Annotated in this window: 24 protein-coding genes and 1 pseudogene; 9 read left to right on the forward strand and 16 right to left on the reverse strand. The window is 57.8% G+C overall.

Annotation, left to right across the window (positions count from 1 at the left end; genetic code table 11):
* Window positions 1–26: 26 nt before the first annotated feature.
* Entirely contained in the window at window positions 27–389 is a 363-nt protein-coding gene (locus LA5095_RS33360; RefSeq protein ID WP_235808800.1) for a hypothetical protein, read from the reverse strand.
* On the opposite strand from LA5095_RS33360, the gene LA5095_RS33545 reads away from it, so the two are divergent.
* The 6 genes and pseudogenes from LA5095_RS33545 to LA5095_RS30280 all read left to right on the forward strand — a co-directional run bounded on the left by LA5095_RS33545 (window position 354) and on the right by LA5095_RS30280 (window position 3717).
* Window positions 354–548, forward strand: coding sequence for a beta-keto acid cleavage family enzyme (locus LA5095_RS33545; RefSeq protein WP_350185239.1), 195 nt, complete (start codon window positions 354–356; stop codon window positions 546–548). The two genes, LA5095_RS33360 and LA5095_RS33545, sit on opposite strands and share 36 nt — an antisense overlap.
* Before the next feature lie 18 nt (window positions 549–566).
* Complete coding sequence (locus LA5095_RS30260) at window positions 567–776, forward strand: hypothetical protein (protein ID WP_055391697.1); 210 nt, start codon at window positions 567–569, stop codon at window positions 774–776.
* A gap of 2 nt (window positions 777–778) precedes the next feature.
* A complete protein-coding gene (locus LA5095_RS30265) occupies window positions 779–1261 on the forward strand; it encodes a GNAT family N-acetyltransferase (protein ID WP_055391698.1) in 483 nt (160 codons plus the stop codon).
* A complete protein-coding gene (locus tag LA5095_RS30270) occupies window positions 1258–2280 on the forward strand; it encodes a histone deacetylase family protein (RefSeq protein WP_055391699.1) in 1023 nt (340 codons plus the stop codon). Before LA5095_RS30265 ends, LA5095_RS30270 begins: the two co-directional genes overlap by 4 nt.
* The gene (locus tag LA5095_RS30275; RefSeq protein ID WP_055391700.1) at window positions 2277–3383 is read left to right on the forward strand and encodes an NAD(P)/FAD-dependent oxidoreductase; all 1107 of its coding nucleotides are present in this window, start codon (window positions 2277–2279) and stop codon (window positions 3381–3383) included. The genes LA5095_RS30270 and LA5095_RS30275 overlap by 4 nt, the downstream gene beginning before the upstream one ends.
* A gap of 21 nt (window positions 3384–3404) precedes the next feature.
* Window positions 3405–3717, forward strand: a pseudogene (locus tag LA5095_RS30280) (RidA family protein).
* A 35-nt stretch (window positions 3718–3752) separates the two neighbouring features.
* On the opposite strand, the gene LA5095_RS30285 reads toward LA5095_RS30280, so the two are convergent.
* The 9 genes from LA5095_RS30285 to LA5095_RS30325 all read right to left on the reverse strand — a co-directional run bounded on the left by LA5095_RS30285 (window position 3753) and on the right by LA5095_RS30325 (window position 14057).
* On the reverse strand, window positions 3753–5555 hold the full coding sequence (locus LA5095_RS30285) for an adenine deaminase (protein ID WP_055391701.1): 1803 nt from the start codon (window positions 5553–5555) through the stop codon (window positions 3753–3755).
* Window positions 5542–6450, reverse strand: coding sequence for a nucleoside hydrolase (locus LA5095_RS30290; protein WP_055391702.1), 909 nt, complete (start codon window positions 6448–6450; stop codon window positions 5542–5544). The genes LA5095_RS30285 and LA5095_RS30290 overlap by 14 nt, the downstream gene beginning before the upstream one ends.
* Window positions 6447–7460: an ABC transporter ATP-binding protein gene (locus LA5095_RS30295; RefSeq protein ID WP_055391704.1), complete on the reverse strand. Its 1014-nt coding sequence runs from the start codon at window positions 7458–7460 to the stop codon at window positions 6447–6449. Before LA5095_RS30295 ends, LA5095_RS30290 begins: the two co-directional genes overlap by 4 nt.
* Entirely contained in the window at window positions 7453–8229 is a 777-nt protein-coding gene (locus LA5095_RS30300) for an ABC transporter permease (RefSeq protein ID WP_055391706.1), read from the reverse strand. The genes LA5095_RS30295 and LA5095_RS30300 overlap by 8 nt, the downstream gene beginning before the upstream one ends.
* 3 nt (window positions 8230–8232) lie before the next feature.
* Window positions 8233–9057: an ABC transporter permease gene (locus tag LA5095_RS30305; protein WP_055391708.1), complete on the reverse strand. Its 825-nt coding sequence runs from the start codon at window positions 9055–9057 to the stop codon at window positions 8233–8235.
* Between the two features lie 61 nt (window positions 9058–9118).
* Window positions 9119–10138: an extracellular solute-binding protein gene (locus LA5095_RS30310; protein ID WP_055391709.1), complete on the reverse strand. Its 1020-nt coding sequence runs from the start codon at window positions 10136–10138 to the stop codon at window positions 9119–9121.
* The gene (locus LA5095_RS30315) at window positions 10135–11112 is read right to left on the reverse strand and encodes a LacI family DNA-binding transcriptional regulator (RefSeq protein ID WP_055391711.1); all 978 of its coding nucleotides are present in this window, start codon (window positions 11110–11112) and stop codon (window positions 10135–10137) included. Before LA5095_RS30315 ends, LA5095_RS30310 begins: the two co-directional genes overlap by 4 nt.
* Window positions 11113–11447: 335 nt before the next feature.
* On the reverse strand, window positions 11448–12176 hold the full coding sequence (locus LA5095_RS30320) for a response regulator transcription factor (RefSeq protein ID WP_055391712.1): 729 nt from the start codon (window positions 12174–12176) through the stop codon (window positions 11448–11450).
* A 117-nt stretch (window positions 12177–12293) separates the two neighbouring features.
* Complete coding sequence (locus LA5095_RS30325) at window positions 12294–14057, reverse strand: PQQ-dependent methanol/ethanol family dehydrogenase (protein WP_055391732.1); 1764 nt, start codon at window positions 14055–14057, stop codon at window positions 12294–12296.
* Between the two features lie 344 nt (window positions 14058–14401).
* Here LA5095_RS30325 and LA5095_RS30330 point away from each other — a divergent pair, with 344 nt between their 5' ends.
* The 3 genes from LA5095_RS30330 to LA5095_RS30340 are packed head-to-tail and all read left to right on the forward strand — an operon-like array spanning window position 14402 to window position 16747.
* Entirely contained in the window at window positions 14402–15379 is a 978-nt protein-coding gene (locus tag LA5095_RS30330) for an ABC transporter substrate-binding protein (RefSeq protein ID WP_055391713.1), read from the forward strand.
* A gap of 55 nt (window positions 15380–15434) precedes the next feature.
* Window positions 15435–16136 (forward strand): ABC transporter permease, encoded by a 702-nt coding sequence (locus LA5095_RS30335; protein WP_055391733.1) that lies wholly within the window; start codon window positions 15435–15437, stop codon window positions 16134–16136.
* Entirely contained in the window at window positions 16133–16747 is a 615-nt protein-coding gene (locus tag LA5095_RS30340) for an ABC transporter ATP-binding protein (RefSeq protein WP_055391734.1), read from the forward strand. Before LA5095_RS30335 ends, LA5095_RS30340 begins: the two co-directional genes overlap by 4 nt.
* Here the strand turns inward: LA5095_RS30340 and LA5095_RS30345 are convergent.
* The 6 genes from LA5095_RS30345 to LA5095_RS30370 are packed head-to-tail and all read right to left on the reverse strand — an operon-like array spanning window position 16744 to window position 21457.
* Complete coding sequence (locus LA5095_RS30345; RefSeq protein WP_055391735.1) at window positions 16744–17292, reverse strand: tetratricopeptide repeat protein; 549 nt, start codon at window positions 17290–17292, stop codon at window positions 16744–16746. The genes LA5095_RS30340 and LA5095_RS30345 overlap by 4 nt on opposite strands.
* 37 nt (window positions 17293–17329) lie before the next feature.
* On the reverse strand, window positions 17330–18121 hold the full coding sequence (locus LA5095_RS30350; protein WP_055391714.1) for an ABC transporter permease: 792 nt from the start codon (window positions 18119–18121) through the stop codon (window positions 17330–17332).
* Window positions 18118–18840, reverse strand: coding sequence for an ABC transporter ATP-binding protein (locus tag LA5095_RS30355; RefSeq protein ID WP_055391715.1), 723 nt, complete (start codon window positions 18838–18840; stop codon window positions 18118–18120). The genes LA5095_RS30350 and LA5095_RS30355 overlap by 4 nt, the downstream gene beginning before the upstream one ends.
* Complete coding sequence (locus tag LA5095_RS30360; protein WP_055391716.1) at window positions 18837–19289, reverse strand: cupredoxin domain-containing protein; 453 nt, start codon at window positions 19287–19289, stop codon at window positions 18837–18839. The genes LA5095_RS30355 and LA5095_RS30360 overlap by 4 nt, the downstream gene beginning before the upstream one ends.
* Window positions 19290–19309: 20 nt before the next feature.
* On the reverse strand, window positions 19310–20281 hold the full coding sequence (locus LA5095_RS30365; protein WP_055391717.1) for a YVTN family beta-propeller repeat protein: 972 nt from the start codon (window positions 20279–20281) through the stop codon (window positions 19310–19312).
* A 3-nt stretch (window positions 20282–20284) separates the two neighbouring features.
* Entirely contained in the window at window positions 20285–21457 is a 1173-nt protein-coding gene (locus LA5095_RS30370; RefSeq protein ID WP_055391718.1) for an ABC transporter substrate-binding protein, read from the reverse strand.
* Window positions 21458–21516 lie beyond the last annotated feature (59 nt).

Genomic DNA, 21516 nt, shown 5'->3' on the forward strand with positions numbered 1-21516 from the left:
AATCCCTGGCCACGGTCCTGTATCATTCAGCGCCCAACGGCGACGGCGCTCACTCGCTGCGAAAAGACCCAGCCAGGAATGACCGGCTTGATATTGATACCCGGGCGCGGCGAGCACACGGATTGCTTCGACGGATTGCAATTCGCTTCCCTTGGTTCTTGAGACGTCACGGATACGTGCGCTTCTCGATCGGTGTCTCGCGATTTTTGGTCAGCGACATATCCAGAAGGGCTTTTACGGCGCGGTTGAGCCTTGCCTTCGGGTTCCGTTCGCACGCTGGCCACGTCGCCCTGTTTTCCTGTCACGACCGGCGAGATAGCCGACAGGCCTCGGATGCGGCCGAAGCAGGCGCTGTGATCTTGCATCTTCACTCCAGAAATCCGGAACATGGTCGTCCGTCCGTCGGCAAAGGCCGCGAATTATCACTGCTTCATGCTGCAAAAACAGGCCATTTGCGACCTGGTTACAGCGTGACGACGGGCGGTAGGGTAGCCATGGTGGTGCAAGAACGACTGAAAAATCCGCTCCGGCGCGAGCCGGAAATGTGATCGCGCAAACAGGATACGATGAATTTCGCACTGTACCCGCAGGCCGACAGCCACGATGGCCGGACGTTTGACTGGGAAAAGCCTTTTCTGGAAACCACGGACGATCTAATCTTCAAAAACGCACCAAGAAACATCGCGTCGGTTCTGAGACGCCCGCCGTACAACGGCAACCGCGGCTGCGGCAAAGACCATGCTTGCCCTGAAGCGTTTGGCGGAGAAGCATTCTGATCATGAACGGGATCTCGATCCGGAAAGCAACGGCAACCGATGCAGATCCGCTCAATCAGGCGCTGCAACAACTATCGGCTGACCTCGGCGAAACACACCGGGCCGGGACAGAGGATCTTGTTACACATGGTTTTGGTGACAACCCGGCTTTCTTCGCGCTGGTTGCAGAACGAGGCAACGTGTTTGAGGGCGTCCTCATCGCGTCGCCGGTTTTCTCGACCAGTCTGGGTGGAGCGGGCCTTTATGTTTCGGACCTTTGGGTTTCCCGTCTTGCCAGAGGGAAAGGCCTGGGACCACGATTGCTGCAAGCCGCACTGGTGGAAGCGCCATCCGCCTGGCGCATATGCTTCTTGAAACTTGCCGTTCACAACCACAACATCGAAGCTCGCCGTTTCTATGCGCGACTAGGGTTTGAAGATCTGCCGGATGAAACCGTGCTTTCCCTCAAGGGAGTAGCGCTGGAAAGCCTGAGGAAACGCTCATGAAAGCCATTTTTGACGACCGTCAGCGGAAACATGATCCGAAGCATTTCATGGCAGCCGGTACGCGGCTTGCCAATCCGGAACAGCCTCGCCGAATAGAGGTCCTTCAAAATGGGGCGATCGAGGCAGGTTGTGTCTTCCAGACACCGACTGACCACGGCTTGGGTCCGATCGCCGCCTTGCATTCCGCTGAATACCTAGTCTTTTTGCAGACAATCCACGCACGGTGGCGCCGGATAAAGAACGCCTCCGACGAAGTGATCCCGAACGTCCATCCGGACCGGCGAACTGCGAGTTATCCGCGCTCGGCGGTCGGACAGGCCGGTTTTCACCAGGCGGATACCAGTTGTCCCATCGCCGAAGGCACGTGGGACGCAGCCTACTGGTCTGCGCAAAGCGCCGTTGAAGGTGCCGACCTGATGCTTGAAGGAGAGACGGCAGCCTATGTCCTGTCCCGTCCGCCCGGCCACCACGCGTTTTCCGATCTGGCCGGCGGATTTTGTTTCTTGAACAATTCCGCCATCGCGGCAGAACGGTTGCTGATGGCTGGGAGGCGACCTGCAATTCTCGATATTGACGTCCACCACGGCAACGGCACCCAGGGGATCTTCTATGAACGAAGTGATGTTCTTACCGTTTCCGTTCACGCCGATCCGAGCGGCTTCTATCCGTTCTACTGGGGGCACGGCCATGAGCGTGGCGAGGGGCCTGGCAGGGGAACCAATCTCAACTTGCCACTGGAACGCGGGACCGGCGACGACGCCTATCTGACAACACTCGACACAGCACTTGAGCGCGTTCTGGCCTTTGGTGCGGACATCGTGATTATTGCGCTCGGTCTCGATGCCTACGAGAATGACCCGCTGAAGGGCCTTGCCATCACCACACCCGGTTTCGCCCGCATCGGAGCGGCAATCGCCGGGCTCGGCCTGCCCACACTGTTTGTCCAGGAAGGCGGATACCTGGCCGATGAGCTTGGCTACAATCTGACCAGTGTCCTGACGGGATTTCAACGCGCATGACACTCCGGTCTGAATTTCTGATTATCGGCGGCGGTATCGCCGGCGCCGGCGCAGCTGCGCGTCTTGCGCCAGACGCATCGGTCACTCTGCTTGAGATGGAAGATGCGCTCGGCCGGCATGCGACAGGCCGTTCGGCGGCGATTTTCATTCGCAACTACGGCAATGCCACCTTGCGGGCGCTCAATGTGGCCTCTGAGCCGATTCTGGAAACACCCGAAGGATTGTCCGGGCATAGCCTGCTGACGCCGCGCGGTGAAATGCTGATAGCCACTGAAGAGGAGCTCGGTGCGTTTCAGGCCTATCTGGATGGCGCAGACGGTATGGATCTCTTGACGGCTGAAGAGGCCGTCACTCTATTCCCGCTCCTTAAAAAGGACAGGATTGCTGCAGCGGCAATCGAGCGAGCCGCCAGGGACATTGACGTTGACCGGTTACTTCAAGGCTTTGTCCGGCTTGCCAGGCAGCATGGGGCAAAAATTGTAATACGGGCACCGGCAGAGACGATCCGGTGGGCACAGGGCGCCTGGCGCGTGGAGACACCAGCCGGCAGCTTTGAGGCTCCGGTCCTCATAAACGCGGCCGGAGCGTGGGCGGACGTGATTGCGGCACGGGCACAAATTCAAGGGATTGGGCTTCAGCCGATGCGCCGGTCTGCGGCCATAGTTGCACCGCCGGACGGGTTCGATATCACGTCCTGGCCTTTGGTCGCGAGCGCATCGGAAAGTTGGTACGTGAAACCGGACGCAGGTAAATTCATGGTCTCTCCGGCAGATGAAGACCCAGTGGAGCCTCATGATGCCTGGGTAGACGACATGGCGCTCGCGGAAGGACTGCACCGTTTCGAACAGGCTGTGAAAATGCAGATCACACGTGTGGAACACAGCTGGGCAGGTCTTCGCAGTTTTGTAAGGGATCGAACGCCTGCCGTCGGCTTTGCTCCGGACGGGGACGGATTTTTCTGGTTGGCCGGACAGGGCGGATACGGTGTTCAAACCGCACCTGCCTTGTCGCAGCTCACGGCGGATCTTTGTCTGGGACGGAAACCGGAACTGGCACAGGAGGTTGTGCAGGCTCTCGATCCTTCCCGTCTCAGCCAGAATTGATTGAACGGTTGAGCAAACAATATGACGGAAATCAAACGGTTCGGGATCGGTCCACGCATGAGCCAGGCCGTTGTCCCTGGCAACATGGTCGGGCTGGCCGGACTGGTCGGTAATTCTGGAAACGATCGAAAGACTTCTGAGTGACGCAGGCAGCGACAATTGCCGTATCCTGCAGGCAAACATCTGGCTTGCGAGCATGGCCGACTTTATCGAGATGAACGAAGTCTGTGACGCCTCGGTTTATCCGGCCAATCCTCCGGCCCGGGCCTGTGCGCAGTCCAAACTCGCAACACCGGACTTAGCGGTGGAAATCATCGCGGTTGCAGCGACCTGATCAGCGGCAGGTCGCTGCGACAGACCCTGATCAAATCAGGGACGTTCTTGTGCATGCCTCGGGGTAGATCTTGACGGAATAACGGGTGTCTCAAGGATCTGCTCATTGAAGACATCAACAATGCCGACATCGCTCAGGCGTGGACCGGCATTGCAGACGAGAGATGCTCCAAAGAGCGCCTTGAAAACAAGGTAGGGTGGCTCCCAGTCGACCAACGTGTCGAGTGACCGGCGCAAAGCGGCAAAGCTTTCGGCCGTTTCTGAGAGTGGCGCCTCACTGACAAGGCCTGCCAGGGGTAGGGCTAGATGCCCAAGCACCTTGCCGTCGGAGACGACACACAACCCGCCATTCGATGAGCGGACCGTGTTTGCGGCCAGCGCCATGTCGACCGGATCGCAACCGAAGACGGTGAGATTGTGGCTGTCATGAGAAACGGTTGTCGCGAATGCGCCGCGCCATGTTCCCCAGTTTTCCAGAAATGCCACACGCACGGGCAGATTTCGACCGTACCGGTTGGCGATAGCCATGCGGATCATGTCATCGGGAAGCGACAATTTCCCTGCCTTTACATCCACCGTTCGAGCACCCCAAGCCGGAAACCTCGGTTTGGAGAGGGTTGCGATCTCAGCTGTTGATCCCTTGGCGGCAACCTCAAAATCATCGGGCCGCAGTTCACGGACCGCAACTGAGTTCCTGAGCGCGACTGGAGGAGCAGCCGCGAGACAAGGCCTGACCATCTTGCCGCCCTCGGAAACCAGGACACCGTCTGCGACTACCAGACTGGCTTTCACGCGCTCAATGTCGTCGAGGATTGCGATATCGGCACGTTTTCCAGGTGCGACAAGTCCCAGATCTGAACGCCGGATACGCGTCGCTGCGTTGAGTGTCGCCGCGCGGTAAGCCCATGAAGGCGGAAGCCCGTGACCGATCATGCACCTGACCATATGATCCAGCCCGCCATGATTGGCCAGGTCATCGGGAAAAACGTCGTCGGTGCAAAAAGTGAGTGTCTGGGGAAGATGTCCCAGCTCCAGAATTGCCTCCGTGAATTCCGGCAAGAGATGTTCGTGGGAGCCCCGAAGTTCAACCGTCATACCCGCTTCCAGCCGCGCAATCAGGTCCTGCGCACTTGTCAGCTCATGGTCGCTCTCGACGCCTGCCGCCGCATATGCTGCCAGGGTGCCGTCCTCAAGGCCGCGTGCGTGTCCACAGACCCTCTTTCCGCTTGCCAGTCCCGCATTCACGATGCCCTTGACCCTGGGATTGCCACTGAGCAGAGGCTGCATTGTCATCAGCTCCGCAGCGCCGTGGATATCTTCGCGGGTCAACAGTTCCGAGAGCACCTCCGGGCCGAAGTCGCCACCGCACGTCTCGAAACCTGGAGCAGAGGGAACACAGGTTGGCGCAAGTGTCAGAAAGCGAAGCGGTAGGTCCCTGCCTGCCGAAACCGCGTAGTCGACCCCTGCAAGACCACAGGCGTTCGCGAATTCGTGCGGATCCCAAACCACCGTTGTGACGCCTCGTGGAACCACGGCTGCCGCGTATTGAGCCGGGGTCACCATGGAGCTTTCCACATGCATGTGCGTGTCTATCAGACCCGGGACCGCGAAACGGCCACCGGCATCCAAGAAGGCATGCGCCTCACGCGCCCTGTCCGGAGAATGCACGCTGGCAATGAGCCCCCCTGTCACGCCAATATCCGCGTCACGTTCGCGGCCCGTGACCATGTCCAGCAAACGCGTGTTCGCAATCAGAAGGTCGAAGGGAACTTGGCCCTGGGCCGCTCTGACTGCCCGGTCTCTCAGTTCCGGCGCGTTAAGGTCGCTATCTTGGGCCATTTAAGGCCTCCCGTTTCAATGCGCTGAGACAGAGTTGCGCCAGATCCGCATTCGCTTCGGTCGCAATTCTCGTTGTGGACGAACTTGTTTCGATGACCTTGGTGGCCCCATAGCTTTCGTCCGTTTCCGTCGACACCTCAATCTTGCAGGACGAAAAGCCGATACTGTCCGGGTCCGCCACAGCCAGTGCCGCAAGAGGGTCGTAAATCGCCATGCCCGGGCGAGCACGCTCCAGCGCGATATCGAGGTAGCCTCCCAGCAGGTCGCGGGTCAACTCATCTGTCTCGGGCATATCTTCCGGTCCGAAAGTCACCTTTCGGCAAAACGTAAGGTCGACGATGTCGACTGCAAGACCGGATGCAAGGACACAATCCAATGCTTCGGCATCGGCCACCGCGTTGAATTCGGCCATGGGCGTATGGTTTCCCGCGCCCGCACTTGCCCCCATCCAGACCAATCGTTCGATCCGGCCTGTCACCTCGGGTGACTGCGTCACGAGCTGCGCGATATTCGTGAGTGGACCGAGAGCCAAAATCCGGCATTTCGCGTCATTGGCAGTCTGAAGCCAATCCCGCATCGCGTCCGGTGCGCCCTTGAGCGGTGCACCGGATCTGGAAACCGGCAACCTGGCTCCCCGGCTCCGCATTCCGGTGGGGCCGAGTATGCGTTCGGCGGTCTCCGGCAGGCGTTTCAGCGGCCGATCAGCGCCTTGCCAGACAGGCCAGTCGAAGCCATAGGCCTCTTTGGCTCCCATGGCATTGGCACAAACCTGGGCGAGCGGGGCGTTGCCCGCGACAAGGGAAACACCGGCGACCTCATGTCCCAGGTGCCGCAGCAGGAGAAGCGCCCAAAGGTCGTCAAACCCGAAATCAGTATCAACCCAAATTGCTGTCACGCTGCCAAATGCCGTGCGGTTGCCTGTGGAAGATCGAATGCGACTTGCTGGCCAAGTAACACCTCAGGGAGATCGATGGAAGCATCCGCCTTGATCTGACCCAACGGACTGTCGATCACATATTCCCGGTGATCACCTGCGAAACTGCTGGCAATCACCCGGCCAACGTGAGGCCCCTTCCCGACCGCGACACCGCCTGGCCGCCAGGCCAGTAACGGGACCGCAGCTTCGGTGCCGAAGGGTAACCGGCCGTGATCCGAGACCAGGTCCGCACCCTCCAGGCGGAAGATGTTCTCGAACCCCATGAAATTCGCCGCGAACGCGGTGCTGGGCTCGGCATAGAGTTCTGCAGGCGTCCCCAGTTGCTCTATCTTGCCGTCCTTCATCAGCACCACACGATCGGCCAATGCCAGTGCCTCCGATTGATCATGCGTGACAAAGACCATTGTGATCCCGGTGTCCTTCTGGACCCGCTGCAACTCGTTACGCATCTCAAGTCTCAGGCGTGCGTCCAGGTTGGACAGAGGCTCATCGAGCAGCAGAACTTTCGGTTCCATTACCAGCGACCGGGCCAGCGCCAATCGCTGCTGCTGGCCACCTGACATTTCAGAAGGCTTTCGCGTTTCGAAGCCTGTCAGGCCGACAGTCGCCATGCCGGCTTCGGTCTTGGCACGGACTTGTGCATCGGGCTGTTTCTGGAGCCGCAACCCGAAAGCAACATTCTCGAAGGCGCTGAGATGAGGAAATAGCGCATAGGACTGGAAAACGAGGCCAATTCCACGCTTGTTCGCAGGTGTCCGGGTTACATCCGCACCGTCGATCATGATTTTTCCGCTTGTCGGAGCGAGGAGCCCTGCAATGGCCCGCATGGTGGTTGTCTTGCCGCATCCCGAAGGACCGAGAAGCGCAATCAGCTCACCCTTTCGGATATCCAGGTTCAGCTCCGGCACCGCGACCGTCTGCCCATATGAAAGCGTTAGACCGGTCAGTGAAACGTATGCATTAGACATAACGAGAAAACCCCAGGAGTCGTTCGGCGACGAAGACGATGGCAACCGACATGAAGGCCAATAGAGCCGAGAGAGCCGCTACGGAAGGATCGAATGTGATTTCCATGTAGGAAAGCATGTCGATCGGCAGAGTGCGCACCCCCGGCCCGGACAGAAAGAGCGAGGCCGGCACTTCATTGAAGCTGGTCACGAAGCCCAGAATAAAGGCTGCAAGGATACCGCCGCGAATATTCGGCAGAACGACTTTGACAAATGCCTGAAAGCGCGTGCAGCCAAGAATAACAGCCGCTTCTTCCATGTCCGCACGCAGGTTGTTGAGGCTCGACGAGACGACACGAACCGCATAGGGCAGGACCAGCGCGGTGTGCGTCACGAAAAGCGCCATGGTGATTGTCACATCAAGCGGCACGACGAAATAGCGCAAGAGCGCGAGACCCACGATAATCCCCGGGACGATGATGGGTGCGGCAACAATCGTCCGGATGGCCTCGGCTCCGGGCAAGTTGTAGCGATTGAGCGCATAGGCGGCCGGGATGCCGATCAGCAGGGCCGTCAGCGTGCCGAAGATCGCAAGGAACATCGACAATGCAAAGCTGTCTCGGAAGCTCTCCACCGTGAAGACCTTGGCGTACCACTTGAGCGACAGGCCCTGGGGAGGAAAGGTCAGAGTTTCTCCCGCAGAGGCTCCTGCGAAAATGACGATCAGAAAAGGCCCGATCAGGAAAGTGAGCGTTGTGCCCAGGATGAGCCAGATTGTAAGGCGGGACATGGTCTAGCTCCGCACCGAGGCAATACGTTTCAGGACCAGATTGGCCGAAAAACACATGACAATGAGGATCATGGCGATGACGCTTGCCGATACGAAATCATTCGACACGTTGACCTTCTGGTAGAGCAAAGTCTCCAACATCAGGACTTTCGATCCTCCGAGAATGGCAGGGGTGATATAGGCTGTCAGCGCTCCGGTAAAGACAAGTGTGCCTCCGATCACCAGCCCTTCCTTGGTGAGCGGTAGAATGACCCGGAAGAACACCTGGAACCAGCTGGCGCCCAGCACGCGGGCGGCTGGAACCACATCCCGCGGGATGTTCTCCATTGCCGAGACAAGGGATATGATCATGAGCGGCAGGAACAGTTGGAGAAGACCGATGAAAACCGCCGTTTCGGTAAACAGGAGGCGAATGGGTGTTTCCGACAAGCCCAGCCCCACGATCACGTCGTTTACGATGCCGGTACGGCCGAGAATGACAATCCAGGCATAGGTCCTGGCCACGGGCGATATCATCAGCGGCAGCACGACAAGGCCGAAGATGCGGCCGCGCGACGATGCCGGCAAATTCACGATACAAAATGCCGCCGCATAACCGATCACCGCGGAAGTGCCGGCAACCAGTATACCGAGCTTCAGGGTGCGCAAGAAGACGCTCTGGTTCAGGGATTCTGAGAAAAAGTCGACATATCCCTGCAGGCTCCAGACCCCGGGTTCAGCCTGGAATGCCGCCGACAGCAGAATACCTACGGGAACCAGGAACACCAGGAAGGTGAAGAGCGCCGCGGGCAGGGCAAGCGCAAATCCTTCTGAGCGGTTTAAAAACATGAAAAGGCTCCGGCCACAGGGACACGCAAGGGCGACCGGAAAGGCCGCCCTCCAACGTGTGTTATCGGATCACTTCGTTGTTCCACTGTTCGACCCAGGCATCGCGGTTGGCGATGATGACCGACGGATCCAGGATGTTGAGCGAATTGATGAGCTCCGCACCATAAGTGAGGTTCTCGGCCACCTCGTCGCTCACCTTCACTTCCGTGTTTGCAGGACTGTCGATCAGTGCCTCCGCAATGCGAGTCTGCACTTCGGTTGAAAGCCAATAGTCCATGAGCTTGTAAGCCAGGTCCTCATTGCCGTTGTTTGCGGTCATGATCATGACGTTCATGCCACCTGCCTGGCCTTCCTTCGGTTCCGCCCACGCGAACGGAAGTGGCGAACTCTTGAACCGGCTCCAGGCGAAACGCCCCACAGGCGCTGCAATGACTTCCTCCTGGTTCATGAGCTGAGCGAGCTCGGAGGATCGGGAATAGAAAGTGACAATGTCGTCGGCATGTTTGCCGATCGCCGAAATCGTGCCCGCGAATTCGCCCGGTTTGCCGCCCTCGGCCTTGTTGAGCATCATAAGTGTGAGCGGTCCCTGTGTGCCGGTGATATTCGGCAAAGCGACATTGTCGGCAAGCTTTTCACCCAGCAGATCGTTCCAGCTCTCTATGCTCACCAGATCGCTGCGATAGACGATCGAACTTGCATAGAAGGTGTAGCCAACCGCCATGTTGTCGCCGATCGGATCCTGCGCGGCGGTGTAGAGCTTGTCGAAGCTCTGGAGCCTGGATGTATCGATGGGTTGCAGAAGGTTTTTCCGCGCCAGGCTCAGCGCGTCGTGGGAAGAAATCACGGCCATATCGATGACGGGATCAGCGGCATTTGCCTCGATCTTGGCCATGCGCTCCACCGAGTTGCCGGTCTCGATGACCAGCTCACAGCCGCACATCTCTTCGAATGGATCGTAGAGCACCTCTTTGTAGGCATCCTGAGCGAAAGAATAGACTGAAATAGTGAGCTTTTCTTGTGCCGCCGCGCCTGTCGCGGTGAGAGCAGTGCTCAGCGCAAGGATTGATATGTACTTGGTCATCGAGGTGGTCTCCTGCTGAAAATGTGGTTCGGGATGGATGTCGATTGCCGCACGACGAGCTGCATTGGCACGGTTTCCCCCTCGTGATCCGGCATGTTGCCGCTGATTTTGGCGGAGATGATATCAATCGCTCTGCTTGCGATTTCGTCGACATTCTGGGCAACTGTCGTAAGTGCCGGATGCATGATCGATGAGAACGACATATCATCGAAACCGGTCAGGCTGACCTGATCGGGAACGGATATTTGCGTGCGCATCAGTTCCGTGCGTACCTGAAGAGCAATCAGGTCGGAAGTGGTCATGATCGCCGTTGCACCCGTCTGAACCATGGCGACCGATTTCTCAACACCTGCATCTCCCCAGAATACGTCGACACCAATGTCGGATGGCAGCGCATCGGTCATGCCGGCAATGCGATCGCGTTGCACTTCCGAGACCTGATCTCCGCCAAGGATCACCACCTTGCGATGTCCGATATCCAAAATGTGCCGCGCAACCAGGGCACCGCCGCCCGAGTGATCGGCCGAAACCGAATTCCCGGGATCTGAAGCTGTGTTCAGGACAGCGACCGGCACGGGCATAGGATCCGGCGTCGTCCCCTTCTGTGGAACGACGATGAGCCCATCCACACCTCTGTCCAGTAGCCTTCGCAAGGCTTCGCTTTGCTCATCTGCACTGCCGCGCGAATCCGCGATCAGAATTCCGAGTTTTCGTTTGTCCGCTTGAATTGACAGTGTTTGGGCAATGCGCGGAAATAGCGGGTTGGTAAGATCCGGCATCACGAGACCCAGTATGCCGGTCTGCCCGGTCTTGAGTGCACGCGCCGCAATGCTGGGGCGATATCCGAGCTCTTCCGCCCTGGTCTGGATGCGCGTGACCAACTCCTGCGAAACACGCCCCTTGCCGGTCAACGCATTCGAAATTGTTGCGGTCGACACGCCCATGTCGCTTGCGATTTGCTTGATGCTGACCATCGAACCCTCTTGCTTTAACGATTAAGCAATCAAGTTCCATCCAAGTCAACGGCTAAGTTAATCGATTAATCAAAATTTTGACGCAAGAACCCAAAAAGTGCAAATGGGACGATCCCACGCTCGCCTTGCCATTGGCCCATGAACGCAAGTTCCAGGATGTTGCTTGTGATGCGTCACACAATAACGGTGACTACCGGCTCGAGACGCAAGGCAGAACGGATATTTCTGGCAAGCTGTGATGGTGGGACCGTGGAGCCCGTTGAGCCTCTCAAACGGTTCCAAGGGCGACACGCCTGATCGACTTCACCGAGTTAACCGGCGATCAGCCATATGGCTCAGCTGTGACGCCTGAGCGGCCGCAGTCCGGGATCAGCCGTAGCGTTTGTGTCAAAAGGATCTGCGGTACCGAGAGCTTCCAGTTTCTTGACCTCGATCACGGCCTGCGTCCTGCTTGAAACACACAATTTGCGCAGGATTTCCGAGACGTGCGCCTTGACCGTCGTTTCACCGACCTGAAGCTCATAGGCAATCTGCTTGTTGAGCAAGCCGCTGCAGATCATTTGCAATACCCGGATCTGTTGCGGTGTCAGACTGGACAGTCGCGCGATCATTTTCCGGGTCTGATCGTCAATCGGTTCATCATCGGTGTCGTTATAGTTCTCCGGCAAATAAGTGGCACCGTTCATTACCTGTTGTATCGCCTGCGCCAGCGTTGTCTTTTTCGATGACTTTGGAACAAACCCCGCTGCACCATAGGCCATGGCCTGGGCAATGATGGGCGGATCTTCCGCGCCTGAAACCACGACAACCGGAAGCCGCGGATAATGGGTTCTGAGATGCAATAGTCCGTCCATGCCTTTGACACCGGGAATGGACAGGTCAAGAAGTGCGAGGTCAAAACCAGAATCGTGATCCAGGAACTCGCAGGCATCGTCGAGCGACGCTGCATCAAGCGTGTCCGAGTTGGGATAGGCCAGCTCCACGGCACTGTGCAGAGCCTCTCGAAACAAGGGATGATCATCGATGATCAGGAACTTGTTTGCGCCGTCAGTCTCAAGTGACATGATCCTTTTCCTCCCGGCTTCGGACGATGGGTACCGACAGGTTCTTCGCGCGCAATTTCGCGCCAAAGACGGATCACTTCCGGCGGCAAGCCGCCGGAAGTGTCGAACCGTTCCGTCTTAGTTCGACGATGCCAGCTGCTTTGGCAGCTTGAACACCCAGATCGAACCACCCTGGTTCAGGTAGTTCACCTTCTTGGCGACTTCGCCGCCCCAGAGCGGCACAGCACCGCCCCAGCCGGAAGCTACGGCGATGTATTGCTCGCCATCCATGTCCCATGTAATCGGCTGGCCAACGATCCCGGACCCCGTCTGGAAAGACCACAGCTCCTTGCCCGTGTCAGCATCAAAAGCCTTGAACTGGCCTTCAGGCATGCCGGTAAAGACCAGCCCGCCGGCCGTGGTCATGACACCGCCCCACAGGGGAGCGTTGTTTTTGTATTCCCACTTGATGTCCCCGGTATTCGGATCGATCGCCTTCAGGGACCCTATGTGATCCTCGAAGATGGGCTTGATGGTAAATCCGGACCCGAGATAGGCCGCGCCCTTCTTGTAGGAGATGGGCTCGTTCCAGATATCCATTCCCCACTCGTTCGAAGGCACATAAAAGAGACCCGTATCCGGATTATGCGCCATCGGCATCCAGTTCTTGCCCCCAAGGAACGATGGAACGGCAAAGACCACTTCACCTTTCTTGCCGTCAGCTGCCTTGCTGGGGTCGCCCGGGCGGTTGCCTTCGTTGAACTTCGGACGGCCGTCTTCACCGATACCATCCGCCCAGCTGATCTGACTGACGAACGGCCAGGCATTGACGAAGGCGCCGTCGTCACGGTTCAGGATGTAAAAATATCCGTTCCGGTCCGCGGTCGCATACCGCTTGTTGCCGCTTGCGTCCACGAAGGGGATTACCTCGTTCACACCATCAAAGTCCCAGCCTTCTCGCGGGGTCGTCTGGTAGTGCCACTTGATATCGCCGTTTTCCGGATTGATCCCGATCCGCGAAGCGGCGTAGAGATTGTCTCCTTCCGTTCCGCTCGGGTTGCCTGCAGCACGAAGCCAGCTGTTCCATGGGGCCGGGTTGCCCGCGCCAAAGACCAGCGTGTTGGTGTCCTGATCATAGGTTCCGCCCAGCCACGTGGCGCCGCCACCGGTCTTCCAGAGATCACCTGGCCAGGTCGCATTGAGCGTACCCGTCATTGTGCTGTCTTCACCCTTGAAGGTCCCCATGTGACCTTCGATGACAGGACGGGTCCAGACCAGTTCTCCGGTTTCCGCATCGCGGGCCTGCACTTCTCCGACGATTCCGAATTCACCACCGGAATTACCGGTGACGATCAGACCGTTCACGATCACGGGTGCGGCGGTGTAAGAATAACCAGCCTTGTAATCCGCGATTTTCTTGCGCCAGACCACATCCCCGGTTTTGAGATCGAGCGCCACGATACGCGCGTCGAGTGTCCCGAAATATATCTTGTCACCGTAAATGGCCGCGCCGCGGTTGACCACGTCGCAGCAGGGAAGAATACCCTCTGGAAGGCGGGCATCATACTGCCAGATCTCTTCTCCGGTCTTGACGTCGATCGCATAAAGGCGCGAGTAGGACCCGGTGATATACATCACGCCGTCATAAATCAGAGGTTGTGTTTCCTGACCGCGTTGCTTTTCGCCCCCGAGGGAAAATGCCCACGCCGGAACAACATTTTGGACATTGTCCTTGTTGATGATTTTCAATGGTGAGAACCGCTGCTGGTCCCGCCCCATGCCATTGGTCAGAACACTGTCCGTCGTCGCCTGATCCTTTGCCAGGTCCTCTTCAGTGACGTCGGCGTGCGCCCCGGTCATCGCGAGTGCGCTGACCGCTGCCATTGCGAAAAACTTCCTCATCCTGTCTCCTCCCAGGTTAAGTTCGGATAGAGCGACGTGTCCGGCATGCGGATCGCCACACATAGCCGCTTCCTCCCAGATTTGCAGTCTAGAGGAAAGGTTGGCACACGAGAATTGCACCATAGTGCACCTTGGAAATCGCAGAATCCTGCAATTTTGAAAGGGTGCAGTGCAGCAAGTCGAAAATCCCGCTCCGTCCGCAGGCATCGGTGAAATAATGTAAACTTGACTAAACATGACGAGGCGTCACGTTCAGCCAACATCGCGTCAGATCCGACCGAAAGTCGAATTCATTGCTGGTGCGTGCCTGCTAAGCTGACTGAAAACTGTACCGGGAGGAAATCATGCATCGGCTCATGAGACTGGTGGCGGTCAGCCTATCGTGTCTGACGCTCAATTTTGCGGCCCACGCCGAAGAGGTACCCGTGCTCAAGGCAGCAGTGCTGAAGGTCGGCACCGTCAACTGGGAGCTCGACACGATCCAGCACAATGGCCTGGACACCCAAAACGGCTTTCAACTGGAAGTTATGGGTCTGGCAGGAAATCCGGCAACACGCATTGCCTTTCAGGGAGGGGAAGCCGACATTGTCGTCGCTGACTGGCTCTGGGTTGCCAGGCAGCGAGCAGACGGACACGACTATGTCTTTGTACCCTATTCGAAGGCAGTCGGAGGCCTGATGGTTTCCTCAGACAGCGACGCGAAGACCCTGAAAGATCTGGCCGGACAGAAGATCGGCATCGCAGGTGGCCCGGTTGACAAGAGCTGGTTGATCCTGAGGGCCTATGCCGAACAGGAATATGGAATAGATCTTGCGGCCGAGACCGAGCAGGTTTTCGGTGCACCGCCTCTGATCTTCAAGAATGCGCTTGCAGGTGAAACAGCCGGGGCCATCAATTTCTGGCACTTTGCAGCCAAGATGAAAGCCAAGGGCATGCGCGAGCTGATCTCGGTTTCAGACGCCGCGAAGGCACTCGGGCTCGATCCGGAGACGCCACTGCTCGGCTATGTTTTTCACGGTGACATGCTCAAGGAACATCCAAACCTCGTTCGCGGTTTCATGGCCGCCTCGAGAGGGGCCAAGGATATTCTTGCAAACGACCCGCAGGCTTTTGACCGCATCCGGCCGCTGATGCGTGCAAAAACAGATGCCGACTTCGAGGCGCTGAAAACCGGCTTCATCGCCGGAATTCCAGCTCCGGGGCCCGTTAACGAGGAGCAGGCGGAACGCATGCTCGAGGTGATGGCGCGATTGGGCGGTGAAAAACTTGTCGGGTCAGCAAAAACCTTGCCGGAGGGTGTTTTTGTCATCCCGGAAGGCTGATCCGCGGGTCGCCGGCTCCATAAGAACAAGACTGGTCTCGCTGGGTCTGCTCATCATGGTGTGGTCGGTTTGTGCCGCGGTCCTGGCCGACCCGGAAACACTCCCCTCGCCGCTCGAAATCGGCAGACTCACCTTGAAGGAGCTGTTCTCCGGACCTCTGCTCTACAACCTCGGCATCACCCTGGGCCGGGTCGTGGCGGCCTTCGTTCTGGCCATGGCGATTGGAACCGCATTCGGGCTTTTGATGGGCCGGCGCAAGTCCGTGGATACCTGGTTCGACCCCTGGCTGCTGTTTTTCCTGAACCTTCCCGCACTGGTGACGATCGTACTTTGCTATCTCTGGATCGGTCTCACGGAAGTTGCTGCCATAACCGCGGTCGCAATCAACAAGATCCCGATGGTAACAGTGTTGATCCGCGAAGGAGCGCGGACATTCGATCCCGCGCTCGATGACATGTCCCGGATATTCAGGGTTCCCCGACTAACGCGGCTGCGCCATATCATCGTCCCGCAACTGGCGCCGTTTTTTGCTGCCAGTGCACGCACCGGCACTGCCTTGATCTGGAAGATTGTTCTGGTTGTCGAGTTTCTCGGAAGATCCAATGGTGTCGGCTTTCAGATCCATCTCTATTTCCAGTTGTTCGATGTGGCCATGGTACTGACGTATGCCCTGTCGTTCATCGCTGTCATGCTGACAATCGAATTTGCGGTCCTTCAACCCTGGGAGCGCCGTGCAAGCCGGTGGCGCCACGCATGATCGGGATAGACATCAAGGGCAAGTCCTACGGGGATCAGCCCGTTCTGGGCAACGTTCGCCTGGAAATAGCATCCGGCGAGTGTGTCGCTGTGCTGGGGCCTTCAGGAATCGGCAAGACGACGCTGCTCCGGATTGCAGCCGGTCTTGATACGGACTTCGACGGTCACGTCACACGACCGGAACGCATTTCAATGGTCTTTCAGGAACCGACGCTCCTGCCGTGGAGAAGCGCGGGAGACAACATAAGCCTGATCACAGGTGCCTCTGACGCGGCGGTGGAAGAAGCCCTCTTGCGGGTTGGACTGGACGGGAAAGCCGACCGCCTGCCCGACCAGTTGTCTTTGGGCCAAAGACGACGCCTGTCCCTTGCCCGCGCGTTTGCCGCCAAGCCGCAATTCCTCGTCATGGACGAACCTTTCGCCTCCCTGGACAAGGGCCTTGCGAACGACATGATCGCATTGACGCTAGAGCTATTGGCGGATGCTTCCATCGCAACGCTTCTGGTTACCCACTCGGAGCACGAGGCGAGCAGGCTTGCCGGTTCGGTCTACCTGTTGCACGGGCAGCCGGCGAACCTGGCTCAAACAAGGCTTCCTTCCGGTTTGTCCTAGTAGACCCGCTGGAATTTCCATTCATCCGCATCCGGAGTGACGGCCTTCCAGTCATAGCCTTCACGCTTCAGTTCCCTGGCCGTTTCAAAACCCTGTTCCGCCGAACGATCGATAAATCTCCTGCCCAGATCAAGGTCCTGATCGACGCCATAACCACGCAGCAGATCCAGCCCGTAGTTGAACTGTCCGACCGGGTCACCGGCTTCGGCCGCCTTCCTGTCCCAGGCAGCGGCCGCTTCCGGATCTTCCGTTTTGCCGAGCCCGTTCTGATCCATGTAGGCCATCCAGGTCATCGTTCCCGTCCAGCCTTTTTCGGCGCAGGCCTGGAAGATCTTGCGCGCGGCTTCATGATCACCCTTCTTGGTCATCAGGTAGCCCTGTGCGCAGACGACCATGTCGACATTGCCGTCCAGCGCTTCGGCAATGGACCGGTTCAGGCTCATTTCGTCGGGGTTGAGGGTTCCACCGGTATCGACCTCTTCGGCCAGCGCTCCTGCACCATGGCCGCCTGCGACAAGCAATATCGTAGCAACAATGCGTTTCATTCCCGGCTCCTGTTTCAAATCCCGTCCGGACAGACATTCACGCTTTCCGCCTGACCATGCTGCGCGAAGGATCATAACCCCAAAGGCTGCCCGATAGGAATATGGCGAATGCCACCAGCACCCAGAGGAGCGCCATCCAGTCAACCTGACCATAGAGCGCGAACCTGATCAATTCGACGCCATGCGAAAACGGATTGAAGGCACAGATGTCGCGCAAGATGGTCGAGGCTTCCGCCATTTTCCAAAGAGGATAGAGTGCCGTTGACAGGAAAAACATCGGGAAGATGACGAAGTTCATCACACCGGCGAAATTTTCCAGCTGCCTGATGGTACTCGACAACAACAGTCCCAACGCGCCAAGCATCAGTCCATTGACAATGAGTGCCGGCAGGACTGCAAGATAACCGGCAGGAGAAAAACTGATCCCGGTAAGCGCTGCGATCGCCAGGAAGGTGTAGACCTGAAAGATGGAGATCGCCGTGCTGGCGAAGAGTTTGCAGAAGAGCAGCCACCAACGCGGGATCGGACTGGTCAGCAACAGCCGCATTGACCCCATCTCGCGGTCATAGACAAGACTGAGCGACGACTGCATTCCCGAGAAGAGCTGTACCATGCCGCAAAGACCCGGAACGATATAGATTTCGTATGTGATGTAGGTCTGGTAAGGCGGTTGAATGGAAAGGCCGAGTGCGGCTCTGAACCCTGCGGCAAACACGATCAGCCAGACAAGAGGCCGGACAATCGCGGCAAGGAAGCGGCCGCGCTGCGAAACGAACCGCAGCGCCTCGCGATGAACGATCGCAACAAGGCAAATCAGGGCAGCCCTCATTCGCCACCTCCGGTCATCTCCAGAAACCGCGCCTGCAGCGGGGTATCTCCAGCTATTTCGGCGGCACTTCCATCAGCTTGGATCCTTCCCTCATGCAGGACGACAAGCTGATCGTTTGCCCTGACTTCATCTACCAGATGGGTCGCCCAAAGAACTGTCAGGCCCTGTTCGCTTGCAAGGTTGTGAACGTGACCCGTGATCGAATTCCGCGTCTCCGCATCGAGGCCGACAGTCGGCTCGTCCAGAAGGAGAACCACGGGATCATGAAGCAGGGCCCGGGCGATTTCCATTCGGCGCCTGTGCCCGCCATTGAGGGCGCGAACCTTTTCGCCGGCGCGTTCCGCCATATTCACCTGCTCCAGCGACGTTTCAATTCTCCTGTCGGCATCCTTGCCGGCAAGACCGTGCAGGGCGGCGAAATATTTCAGGTTCCGCCGAACCGTAAGATCGAGATCAAGTGTCGGCTGCTGAAACACGACCCCGATCCTGGCAAGAGCCTTGCCCGGTTCACGGGCCAGTGAATGGCCGGCAATCATGACTTCCCCTGCATCCGGCACGAACAGGCGCGTCAGGATAGAGAACAATGTACTCTTTCCCGCACCATTGGGTCCGAGAAGAGCACAAAAAGTCCCCTTATCAAGGGAAAAACCGATGTCGTTCAGGGCGGTCTTCTTGCCATATCGGTGCGTGATGCCCCGAACATCCAGCCCGGATGTCACTTGATGGTTATCTCCACGTTCTGCAGATCGCTGCCTGGAACACCAAAATCATAGGTCCCGGGTTTGATGGCAAGAAAACTGATCTCCAGGGTTCCCGCCTCGTCGAACTCAAGACTGTCGACGCCAAGCGGACGGATCTCGATTCCTTCAATCACGATCTCGTCGATCCAGATAGCCCGGAAAAAGCCGGCCCCGGCAAGCGCAAGTTCCTGGCTGCCATCCGCTTCGATTTCGATCTCGTAGTAGGTCCCTGATTTCAATTCCAGCTTGCCGCTTTCGTTGAGCGGCATTCCGGAAGACAGCGTCAGCGGCGCAAGATCTTCCCGGTTGTCGCGCGACAGAATGCCGGCCGATCCGAAAGTCGGTGCGTCGTCGTCATCATCGCCGTCGGCTAGAACAGGTGCCGTCAGAATGGCAAGGGTCGTGATGCAGGCCAATAGAATTTTCATGTGTTTCCTCCCGGTTGAATTCAGTTTGTCGGCCGGTAAGCCGCACCCCATGGGAAACGACCGACCTTGATGCTCTTGATGGGTTCAAGACTTTCCACGTCGATCACGGTCACGTCGCCCGACACACCATTGGTGGTGAAGAGCAGGCTTTCGTCACCGTTGAAGGCCATGTGCCAGACGCGCCGGCCAACAAGGATATAGTCCGTCACTTCATAGGTTTTCGGATCAACAACCGCGATGTGATTTGCCGGCCCAAGCGCAACAAAGACGTGTTGGCCGTCCCGGGTCATTTCAAAGCCGACAGGCTGGACACGATCCGGATGGATGCCCTGGATTTCGAATTCGATCTTGGCCTTTTCCTGCTGGTTTTCACGGTCAAAGACGGTGATCGTGCCGCCAATTTCCGAGCTTACCCAAAGCTCGGATCCGTCGTGGGTGAACTCGGCATGGCGTGGGCGCTGATCGACAATGGTATTGGCAAAGAGCTCCTGGGTCCCGGTGTCGATCCAGTGAGCCATGTTGGTGGTTTCGGATGTCGTGATCGCGATCTTTCCGTCCGGCGACACCGCCATGCCCTCCGGCTCGATACCGACGTCGATCTGGGCTATGACCTTGCGTGTATCGGTATCCACCACCGTGGTGATCGCATCATCCTCGTTGGCGATATACAGATGCTTGCCGTCCGGATGCAAAACGAACTGCTCAGGATCCTCTCCCGATGGCAGTTCATGCAGGATCTTGCCGGTTTCCGGATCTATGACCTGCACTGTGTCACTGTCGGAAGCACACAGATACAAAACGGAATGATCAATGGCGAACGTAATTCCGCGCGGGCGCTCACCAACGTCTATCGTGCGTGTGACTTCGAGCGTGTCGATATCTATCACACTGATCGTATCGTCCTTTTCATTGGAAACCCAGATCTCGTCAGCGGTCGCGATGGAAAGCCCCATCCCGATCGCAAGTCCGGTGATTTGCCACAAGATGCGCATGTTTTACTCCCTGAACGCGGTGCAGGCGCTTTCCGCCTCGTCTATTCCGAGCGTATCCAGCTCTGTTCGCTGATGCAGGAACCCTTCCAGCGGCGCTTGAGCCACCAGTGCCCGGGGGTGTACCAGCGGAATGGGTTGACGCAGTTGACCATTCCAGGTCCGGAAGGTCAGAGGCCTGCCCTTGAACCCGGCAAGCTCGAACTTCCCCGACAACAGATAGTCGCGGACAGCGCCAGCATCAGCCTGGTTGGTCCGCGTCACGGCCTCGCCTATCGCACGCATGGCTGCCCATGCCGCGTAGTCAACCGGCCTCATCGATCTGCCTGCAGTCTTTTCGAAACGACTTTGCAGCTGTGCGGCACCCCATTGTTCCACGGTCCTGTCCCAGGCGACGGGCACAATCCCCTCTGTTCCGCCGACCGGGCGCGGTACCCAGCTGTTATAGGGAACATATCTGCCGAAATCGTCGGTTTCGTCCGCGACGACGACAAGATCATGTTCGGGAAAATCCTGGGTGAAAAGAGGAAGCTCCTGAAATGCGCTGCGGCGCATATCGGCACTCACGTCCCAGGCCTTGCGTTCGCGGATACGGATGCCGAATTTGCGTGCCGATTTCTCAATCGCATCGGCAAATGCCTGATCAGCAGGATATGGACCGGCGATGACGACCCAATCCGTCCATTTCTTGCGAACGCCGAATTGCGCCAGTGCGTCTGTCCGCATGGCCCTTGAGGGCAACGTGTGAAGAATGTTGCTGCGGCACGCTGCATCTCGGAGACCCGTTTCCTCAGCGCTCGTGTTGAAGAGGATGGCTCCTGCCGCTTCAGGCAAATCAGCCACGCGAAGGAGCTGGTTTTCGGGCGCTTTCACAATCAGGAATGGCGTCACGGCCAGAAGTTCGCGCGCGGCGCTCTCGAAGTCTCCACCCTCCTCGACAACACGGGTCTCCAGAGCATAGGTCTGCTTCAGAAAACGTCCTGTGGTGGCATTGTCCTTTAGGCCAACTTCGACACCGGCAAGCCCCTCGTTTTCCGGAATCGGATCAAGGTTGGAGAGCACTGGAGGTTGTGGTTCGACCTGCTCCAGATAGCCGATTGTAACCGCTATATCCGCATACGCCGCGCTGCAACAAAACCATAATATCACTAAGTAATTCGCGATGACCCTGACAAACATTCAACCTCGCTCCCTGGTCCGAATACGCGCACCCGCAGGACAACTCACAGGTTAGGCTG

Origin of the sequence: Roseibium album (genome assembly GCF_001404515.1) — a bacterium.
Lineage (GTDB): Bacteria > Pseudomonadota > Alphaproteobacteria > Rhizobiales > Stappiaceae > Roseibium > Roseibium album.